Source organism: Acinetobacter sp. YH01009, assembly GCF_013420765.1.
GTDB classification, from domain to species: domain Bacteria; phylum Pseudomonadota; class Gammaproteobacteria; order Pseudomonadales; family Moraxellaceae; genus Acinetobacter; species Acinetobacter amyesii.
Genome location: NZ_VOYE01000029.1, coordinates 1 through 7,864, shown reverse-complemented (window position 1 = coordinate 7,864; position 7,864 = coordinate 1). Strand labels below are relative to the sequence as shown.

The window sequence follows — 7,864 nt, the reverse complement described above, 5'->3', positions numbered from 1 at the left end:
TATAATCAGCGAAGAATTCAAAAAGGCTTGGATTTTAAGACACCAAATCAAATGGCAGAAGACTTTTATCGGTTAGCTGCCTAGAATCTCCCAAGTGAAAGTCTCCTGCTAATTCAGCACACATCAAGATTTTATGTTAAATAAGATGGAACTTAGACAAAATTTTATTAATAGTTATGCATTCTGCACAGTTAGTTTTAGACCTAAAGCATTTACTACACGATTAATCGTATCAAAACGAGGTGCTGAATCTTGACGGAGTGCTTTGTAAAGTGCTTCACGTCCAATTCCTGCTTCTTTAGCGATTTGAGTCATACCACGAGCTTTAGCAATTACACCAAGTGCATGAGCTAGTTCAGCAGGGTCATTCTCTTCAAGAACCATATTAAGATACATTACAATATCTTCTTCACTCTTAAGTGCTTCTGCCATGTCAAAGCTAGGTAGATCAGCTATTTTAACCATTTTTCAATCCTCTAAAGATTTTGATAAATCAACAGCTCGTTCTATATCCTTTTGCTGTGTAGATTTATCACCACCTCCAAGCATCACAATGATTACATCACCATGTTTGATGTAATACATGCGCCAACCTGGTCCGAAGAACTCTCGCATTTCCCAAACACCTTCTTGAAGATGCTTTACATCGCCCCAATTACCACGCTGAACCTTATCTAATCTTCGATTCAGTTTAAGACGGGTCATACTGTCTTTAATGCTATCTAGCCATTCATCAAATTCAGGGAGACGTTTAATCTCGGTCATGAAAGTTCCTCTTTATTGTATTCGATCGAATACACAACATTATAATGAATATATTTTATGAGTAAATGAAATAATAAGAATATATTTTATCAATTGATTATTTAATAACCTATGTTCTTGGCAAAAGGTATCAAACCTGCTCATAAAAAAGCCGACTTGTTTCTAAGTCGGCTTTTTACTGTTTTTGAAGTCAGTCAAAATTTTATAACTATATGAAAAACAATAATATTTTAAATTGCGTTTCGTATAACCTCTATTATGTTAAATGGATTAAAATTGAGTCATTTATCTGAAAGGATTTTTAAGATATTCCTTCACCATAGAAATAATTAATAGTGTACTAATCAAAACTAGAACTGCTATAAGAATCCAGAACATACAAACAACAAATATTAAACATTAGTAATACAATAATAATAATATTTTTCTGATCATTAAGTAACTGATATTTAGATTATTTTGCAAGTTTAGGATTTTATTAAGTTTTAATTAACAGTGAAGTTTTTCTAATTGGTATAGAATTTAGAAGGAGTAAGCTATTTAATTGTTTCTTATGGAAAAAAAAGTAAAGAATCTCTATCTGAGAAAAGGTGAGCACAAATTTGTTTTGCAATCAATATTCATTTGTAGGGCTAAGTCTCAAAAGTGGACGAATGAAGAGATCAATGAAGTGATAGAGAAAACTATATATGAAGATAAAATTAGGGTGTATGAGATTTTAAGAGAATATTCTAGAAATATTTAGGGTGTGTCATCAATTAAGCCAGATGATTGTTGAAGCCTGGTAGATCGCTGATAAGAAGTTTTGAGCCAATTTATCATTGCGTGTGGCAATGGCACGATACTGCTTGAGCTTGGCAAAAAATTTCTCGATCAGATGTCTTGCCTTATAGGAGGCATCCCAGTAGTGGGCTATATTTTGCAGCAGAACAAGCTGACAAAAAAATGTATGAGAATAAGCAAAAAATTAAATCAGCTTTAAAATTAGTTGCAGAAGCTATCTAAATTTTATATTAACTAAAAATTAACATAATACACGTTATACGAAAGGCCCTATTTACGGGCCTTTTAATCATCTGATTAACATAAAATCTCTTATACGCAGTGGCGGCTAACGCCACTATACAAGGCAACAGACCATACACTTTTTTTAAAACTTGATCTTGGATCTTACTTTAGTCAGTAGCTGATCAAGCAAATTTTGATTTTTGGATAAGTCCAACAGTAAGCCATTTAATTTTGTTTGGATCTCTTTCGGATCAGTCACCTCACCACTCATAAGATTTTTCAACAAACCACCAATCTTGTTGAAATCCTCCTTTATGCTACGAATTTCCTGAAACGATTGAACATCTATCAAACTTTTGGGCTGATAGCTTAAACCCAAATCACGTGCATATTGAGAAACCGATAAATTAGCCTGAGCAGCATTTGCTTCAATCTGCTTTTTTTCTTCATCAGTTACGACCACTTTAATGATCTTTTGGCGTATCCGTTTTGGCTTTTTCTTTTCATTCATTTTCATCATTTCCATTGTCATTTGGCTATGCCAAAAGCTCCGCAGGACAAGATTCCACGTTGAGCTTGAAAAGCGAATAAGCAGGAGTAATGGGTGTCAAAATGCTAGCATGTTGACCAACATTACACATCTTGCCTGTTTCACCTTAATTAGGTTTCGCACTTAATCGCATATAATCGCACATAAAAGAGATTAAAAGCTTATAAAATTTTATAATCGCACTTAAAAGCTTATAATTGCATATAAAAGCTCTTGATCGCATATAATTGCACTTAATCGCATAAAAATAGGAATGAGGAGATCTAAATGGTTACTCGACATGGAGCAAAAAGATTCATCACTGCGGCTTTGCCTGAAATAGAAAAACGGTTAAAAGCAGGCTACACCATCAAAGAAATACATGCAGATTTACCAGATCTCGCCAACAATATTTCTTACAGTGCGTTATTAAGAAATTTGCAGAAAATGGGCATCAGCGAAAAAATGCCGCACCAGGGAAAAACACAAAACATCAAAGTTTCCCAAAATGAGACCAAAGCTGGAAGAAATCAGCAAACCTCTTTTTCTTATGATCCACATACAACAGGAAAGGATCTTATTTAAAAAAATAATATGCCTTTAAAGGTGCTTTAATTGCGATTACAGCTCGATTAATAAAGAAAGGTACAGAACGAGTGTCTACGAGTGAAATCGCTGAAATTCGCGCTTAGACCCCCTGAAAAACTGCTTTTTAGGCTGTGAAGCCTAAATAAGCGTAAATCACATGCAGAAAATTGACCCTAGATCGAGCAAAGCGAGTAAAAAGCTCATGAGCGAAGCGAATTCCGAGCTGCTTTTGCTTTTTCTTAAAGTCACAACCCAATGAGCCAAAAAATTGCCCCAACGAATCGAGCGAAAGCGAGATTCAATAGAGTTTGAGCGTAGCGAAAACCAAGGGCAATTTTTCCTTTCCTGGGCTTTTAATTATTTTAAAGTTTTTAAATACTTTTAGACGCGCTGAAAGCCTTTATTGGCAATACTTTCAAAGGCTATATGACTACGTTTACCTACCAATATGACTACGTTTACCTACCAATATGACTACGTTTACCTACCAATATGACTACGTTTACCTACCATAAATCTACATATTATTTTTTGTAGATTCAACTACGTTTACCTTGCATTTAACTACATAATATTTTATATAGATTTATATTCAGAAATAAAAAAGTAGACTAATAACATGCGAGATCTAGTTGTAAAAGATAATGCTTTAATTAACGCAAGCTATAACCTAGATCTAGTTGAACAGCGGCTTATTCTTTTAGCTATTGTTGAAGCAAGAGAAAGTGGGAAAGGAATTAATGCAAACAACCCTTTAGAAGTCCACGCAGAGAGTTATATTAATCAATTCAATGTTGCAAGACAGACTGCCTATCAAGCATTAAAGGATGCTTCAAAAGATTTATTTGCTAGACAATTTAGCTATCAAGAAATAAATAAACGAGGAAACATCGAAAACGTACTAAGTCGATGGGTTAGTGAGATTCGTTATATTGATGCTGAAGCGACTGTTAAGTTAATTTTTGCACCTGCTATTGTTCCATTAATTACTAAGCTCGAAGAACAGTTTACTAAGTATGAATTACAGCAAGTGAGTAATCTCAGTAGTGCTTATGCTGTACGTTTATATGAATTATTAATCGCATGGCGTAGCACTGGGCAAACTCCAGTTATAGAGCTTGAAGAATTTAGAAAAAAAATTGGTGTGCTTGATGATGAGTACACAAGAATGGGGAACTTTAAAGATAGAGTTTTACACCTAGCCATAGCTCAAGTTAATGAGTTTACAGATATCGCTGTTAAGTATGAGCAGCATAAAAAAGGGCGTTCAATTTATGGCTTTTCATTCTCATTCAAGCAAAAGAAAACCGTTAACAAAACTAATCAAGAAGCTAGAGATCAAAACACCATAGATATTTTCACCAAGTTAACAGATGCTCAGCGCCATTTATTTGCTAATAAATTATCAGAACTGCCTGAAATGAGTAAGTACTCTGAAGGCACCGAAAGCTATCCGCAATTTGCTGTACGAATTGCCGAAATGCTATTAGATGCTGAAAAATTTAAAGAACTATACCCATATCTAGTAAAGGTTGGCTTTCAAACAAAATAAAGATAATGTTCAGTAATATGTTCATCTGAACATCCTTGTACATGAACAGAGGGATTGTATTGAACACTACAAAATTTAGCGTAATGGACGCTAGTAAAGCTTTCAAAAAATCAAGAACTACCATCTATGAAGCTTTAAAAAATGGTGAACTATCAAGGGATAATGATGGTCTAATAGATTTATCAGAACTCATCAGAGTTTATGGTAATCCTATTGGCGTACAGCAAAGTACACGTACTGAACACGTTCAAAAGAATGTCCCTGTACAAGTTCATTCTGAAATTGAACAGGTATTAAAAGATCAAATTAATTTGCTTAAAAGCCAATTAGATTTAGCGAATCAGCGAGAAAAATCCTTGATGCAACACATTGAAGATTTGACTCATAGAATAGAATTTAAAGGTAATTTAGAACAGTCCAATACTGATGATAGAGTTGATGATGAACAAACGACTCCTATCGCTACAAATACAGCCGATACTCAAGCAATAAACACTCAACCTGAAGAACAGAAAGTTCAAAAAAAATTAGATAACCAACATCAAACTCAATTAAAAAAACGTGGCTTATTTGGCCGTGTGCTGAATGCTGTTTTTGATAATGACTAAGGGAGAGAGATCATGCCGAAACTGAAAGACATTGCCCTAGGCATTATTGTGGCCCCGCTGCTGATCCCGATCATGCTGATTGCATCGTACCAGGATAAAAAAGTGCTGAAGAAAGAGCTGGATGAACGCCAAAAAGAAAAAGACCAGGCATCCTGATTATTCAATTGGGCTAATTAAAACTGTGAAACATTGATCACTTATTAGGCGTGGAACGTGATAAATCAAAGAAAAAGCCCAATCGGGAAGGATTGGGCTTTTTACATCAACATAAAACACTGAATTTTAAAGAGAAATAAAGAGCATTTCGTATAACGTGTATTATGTTAATTTTAGGAGATCTATACAATTCTGTACTTTTTCACAATCATAGAAAAAGCAAATAAAATACTTATCCAAAATAAATAATCAATAAAAAAATTGAGAAAAACAAATTGATCCATGCCGATGAAAATAAATAAAGGATTGATACTTATACTTCCGACTGGAGAGGTTTCACCATCTATAAGGAACTGTAGAGGAAATCCCCCAGCTATGACTTCAACTTCTCCAAGCTTATCTACAACTATGCGGTCAACTAATATATTTTTTTGATAAAGCAAAGATACGTAGGTCAAAATAATTGCTAAGAAATTAAAATATAAAAATTTTTTCATAATTTTATCTCATATATCTATTAATTTTAACAATTTTTAATCAGAGCCTTTTGGAATAATTTGCTTTAATTTCTCTATTATGATTTTATCAAAAAATTCCTTTAATATGAAAAGATTAGAATTTATTTTATTAAGTTTACTTGCAGCCTGTAGTCCAGTTACAGAAAAAATTGAATCAAATATAGTTGTTCCACGTATTCAATATACGGGGGGAGCAGATAATGCAAGTTATAGTGAGGCTAAGCTTATTAGGGAAGGTAAATGCCTATACCTAGAACATGCTGATGGATCTAAAGTTCTGCCAATTTTTGCTACAAAAACTCTAGATTGGGATATGGAAACTAAGAGCCTAAAAGTAGATTCGGATACTTATTTTTTAGGTGATAAAGCAGCATATGGAGGCGGAGAATCCTATCCTCTAGAAAAAAATAATTATTCTTGGATAACTGAAGTAGATCCTAGCTGTGATACCTCAAAAGTTATAGTTATTAGTCGACTCATAAGACCAATTGAACAGAACTACCAAAATGAAGAATAGCCTATTTTACTGTCTTGCATTAGTTTTAATTATAGGATGCCAACCATTAGAAAAGAATGGATATATTTCTATTAAAAATTGGACCAATGCCCCAATCACAGATCTTAAAATAACTTATATCAGTGCTCAAAAAACTTATAGCTTAGGTACTCTTTATCCTTATTCGGAATATAAATACGCCATCAACTATGAGCAGCATAATGAGGATTCAATAATCTTTTCATATGTAGATAAAAGTCATAAAAAGATTAATCAAGAAGTAGCTACATATGCAGCCAAATATGATAGGAGAATTTATGAAATAATTATTCAATAGAATATAAATTTATATAGAAATTACAATTACTAATTGAACGAAAGAGCTTCTATTTGAAGTTTCAAAAACTGGAGTTTTCCACCAATCTAACCTCCATTTAACATAATGGCGGTTATACGAAACTTAGATGTAAGCCCAAAGTAGAAATGTCCGCTTTTAGAATATGCACTTTTGCAATTTTCTTATGTTCTTAAAAAAAATAGTTCTAATTAGTACAATAATAACTAGTAGTCTTGCTCTTGCATATGATCCTACAACGCCTTCATATTATTTAACGAAAGAATTGTGATGTGTGCAGAATATTATGCAGACTGTATTGATGTCTATGGGTCTGCTGGTAGCGGTGGAATGTCAGAGTGTGGAAACTCTTTAAATACATGCATCACTACAGGTGATTGGAATCCACCAAATCTTCCTGTACCATCATCGGATAGATTATTAAACCTTTTTAGTTCAGAAACTAGAGAAGCTACAACAAGATATACCACGGCCTAATAAATCAGGATCTCAATGTAATATGATTGGGATCCTTACCAACATATATAGAAGAGAAAAATGGATCAATTAAAAAAAATAAATGATGATTTGTATCAAGCTGCAATATTATTAGACAGTATTCCTAGTAAGATTCAATCAGATCCATCACTAGAAAATAGAGAAAATATCTTACTGATAGGAAAAGCTCTCAGTCATATTTTTGAACTCCAAAATAATATTTATAAAATTCGCCCTGATTTAAAAAATAATAATCAGTAATAACAGTTATTTATAGTATTTTTTAAGAAAGATAGCGGCTCATTTGAGAATATAAAAGTAATATTCTATTTGTAATAGTTTCTCTGAAATTAACATAATACGGATTATACGAACTAGCCACGTAATGCAACTTGCATTACAATATTCCTATGCATTCAATAAATGGGAAAAATAATGGCTACTGTTAACTTCAGGGTCGATGAAGCCCTTAAAGAAAAATCTTATTCAGTTCTAAGAGAACAAGGTATTGCACCTACTGAGTTTTTTACAAATGTCCTTGAATACATTGCAGCGACTGGGAAACTCCCTGTACAAAAAGCCTTACTCTCAGAAGAGGATACCGAGCTATTAGCGATTGTTCGTAAACGTATTAATGATCCTAAAGAAATGTTTGAGGAAATTACTTTAGATGACTTATAAGCTTTGATGTGTGCTTAAAAAACAGGAGGGTTTAACTTGGTAAACTATACATACTCATTAGGAGTTTACCATGAGCAAGAAACAGAAGACTTACACCGCAGAATTTAAAGCTGAAGCCATAAAAGCCATTG

At 33.4% G+C, this 7,864-nt stretch carries 12 protein-coding genes and 1 pseudogene; 8 read left to right on the top strand and 5 right to left on the bottom strand.

The genetic code is table 11. From position 1 onward, the window contains the following. Window positions 1–174: 174 nt before the first annotated feature. The 4 genes and pseudogenes from FTT76_RS17070 to FTT76_RS17055 form a co-directional block, all read right to left on the bottom strand. A complete protein-coding gene (locus FTT76_RS17070) occupies window positions 175–465 on the bottom strand; it encodes an addiction module antidote protein (protein WP_004787581.1) in 291 nt (96 codons plus the stop codon). A gap of 3 nt (window positions 466–468) precedes the next feature. Further along, window positions 469–765 carry a type II toxin-antitoxin system RelE/ParE family toxin gene (locus tag FTT76_RS17065; RefSeq protein WP_004787583.1) on the bottom strand — a complete coding sequence of 99 codons (297 nt, stop codon included), beginning with the start codon at window positions 763–765 and terminating at the stop codon, window positions 469–471. A 754-nt stretch (window positions 766–1,519) separates the two neighbouring features. Continuing rightward, window positions 1,520–1,663 (bottom strand): annotated as a pseudogene (locus FTT76_RS17060) (transposase); the annotation flags it as partial. Window positions 1,664–1,915: 252 nt separating this feature from the next. After that, window positions 1,916–2,284 (bottom strand): LysR family transcriptional regulator, encoded by a 369-nt coding sequence (locus FTT76_RS17055; RefSeq protein ID WP_179991841.1) that lies wholly within the window; start codon window positions 2,282–2,284, stop codon window positions 1,916–1,918. A gap of 306 nt (window positions 2,285–2,590) precedes the next feature. On the opposite strand from FTT76_RS17055, the gene FTT76_RS17050 reads away from it, so the two are divergent. The 4 genes from FTT76_RS17050 (at window position 2,591) to FTT76_RS17035 (ending at window position 5,206) form a co-directional block, all read left to right on the top strand. Next, on the top strand, window positions 2,591–2,887 hold the full coding sequence (locus FTT76_RS17050) for a hypothetical protein (protein WP_179991840.1): 297 nt from the start codon (window positions 2,591–2,593) through the stop codon (window positions 2,885–2,887). Between the two features lie 622 nt (window positions 2,888–3,509). Beyond that, window positions 3,510–4,442 (top strand): replication initiation protein RepM, encoded by a 933-nt coding sequence (repM, locus tag FTT76_RS17045; RefSeq protein ID WP_180095380.1) that lies wholly within the window; start codon window positions 3,510–3,512, stop codon window positions 4,440–4,442. A gap of 59 nt (window positions 4,443–4,501) precedes the next feature. Continuing rightward, window positions 4,502–5,050: a plasmid replication DNA-binding protein gene (locus FTT76_RS17040; protein ID WP_257225953.1), complete on the top strand. Its 549-nt coding sequence runs from the start codon at window positions 4,502–4,504 to the stop codon at window positions 5,048–5,050. A 12-nt stretch (window positions 5,051–5,062) separates the two neighbouring features. Next, a complete protein-coding gene (locus FTT76_RS17035; RefSeq protein ID WP_180190647.1) occupies window positions 5,063–5,206 on the top strand; it encodes a hypothetical protein in 144 nt (47 codons plus the stop codon). A gap of 182 nt (window positions 5,207–5,388) precedes the next feature. Here the strand turns inward: FTT76_RS17035 and FTT76_RS17030 are convergent, their stop codons facing one another. Beyond that, window positions 5,389–5,703 (bottom strand): hypothetical protein, encoded by a 315-nt coding sequence (locus tag FTT76_RS17030; protein WP_005108843.1) that lies wholly within the window; start codon window positions 5,701–5,703, stop codon window positions 5,389–5,391. 106 nt (window positions 5,704–5,809) lie between these two features. Between FTT76_RS17030 and FTT76_RS17025 the strand changes: the two genes are divergently transcribed. The 4 genes from FTT76_RS17025 to FTT76_RS17010 all read left to right on the top strand — a co-directional run bounded on the left by FTT76_RS17025 (window position 5,810) and on the right by FTT76_RS17010 (window position 7,733). After that, window positions 5,810–6,241 (top strand): hypothetical protein, encoded by a 432-nt coding sequence (locus FTT76_RS17025; RefSeq protein ID WP_005108844.1) that lies wholly within the window; start codon window positions 5,810–5,812, stop codon window positions 6,239–6,241. Next, window positions 6,231–6,557 carry a hypothetical protein gene (locus FTT76_RS17020; protein ID WP_005108845.1) on the top strand — a complete coding sequence of 109 codons (327 nt, stop codon included), beginning with the start codon at window positions 6,231–6,233 and terminating at the stop codon, window positions 6,555–6,557. Before FTT76_RS17025 ends, FTT76_RS17020 begins: the two co-directional genes overlap by 11 nt. Before the next feature lie 555 nt (window positions 6,558–7,112). Further along, entirely contained in the window at window positions 7,113–7,313 is a 201-nt protein-coding gene (locus FTT76_RS17015; protein WP_163146734.1) for a hypothetical protein, read from the top strand. Window positions 7,314–7,487: 174 nt separating this feature from the next. Continuing rightward, window positions 7,488–7,733, top strand: coding sequence for a type II toxin-antitoxin system RelB/DinJ family antitoxin (locus FTT76_RS17010; RefSeq protein WP_111885987.1), 246 nt, complete (start codon window positions 7,488–7,490; stop codon window positions 7,731–7,733). Window positions 7,734–7,864: the final 131 nt, after the last annotated feature.

Excerpts from the sequence above, each read along its gene's own strand:
- FTT76_RS17055 (WP_179991841.1), bottom strand. The coding sequence starts at position 2,284 with ATGAATGAAAAGAAAAAGCCAAAACGGATACGCCAAAAGATCATTAAA.
- FTT76_RS17050 (WP_179991840.1), top strand. The coding sequence starts at position 2,591 with ATGGTTACTCGACATGGAGCAAAAAGATTCATCACTGCGGCTTTGCCT.
- FTT76_RS17020 (WP_005108845.1), top strand. The coding sequence starts at position 6,231 with ATGAAGAATAGCCTATTTTACTGTCTTGCATTAGTTTTAATTATAGGA.
- FTT76_RS17035 (WP_180190647.1), top strand. The coding sequence starts at position 5,063 with ATGCCGAAACTGAAAGACATTGCCCTAGGCATTATTGTGGCCCCGCTG.
- FTT76_RS17010 (WP_111885987.1), top strand. The coding sequence starts at position 7,488 with ATGGCTACTGTTAACTTCAGGGTCGATGAAGCCCTTAAAGAAAAATCT.
- FTT76_RS17070 (WP_004787581.1), bottom strand. The coding sequence starts at position 465 with ATGGTTAAAATAGCTGATCTACCTAGCTTTGACATGGCAGAAGCACTT.
- FTT76_RS17015 (WP_163146734.1), top strand. The coding sequence starts at position 7,113 with ATGGATCAATTAAAAAAAATAAATGATGATTTGTATCAAGCTGCAATA.
- FTT76_RS17025 (WP_005108844.1), top strand. The coding sequence starts at position 5,810 with ATGAAAAGATTAGAATTTATTTTATTAAGTTTACTTGCAGCCTGTAGT.
- FTT76_RS17065 (WP_004787583.1), bottom strand. The coding sequence starts at position 765 with ATGACCGAGATTAAACGTCTCCCTGAATTTGATGAATGGCTAGATAGC.
- FTT76_RS17030 (WP_005108843.1), bottom strand. The coding sequence starts at position 5,703 with ATGAAAAAATTTTTATATTTTAATTTCTTAGCAATTATTTTGACCTAC.
- repM (WP_180095380.1), top strand. The coding sequence starts at position 3,510 with ATGCGAGATCTAGTTGTAAAAGATAATGCTTTAATTAACGCAAGCTAT.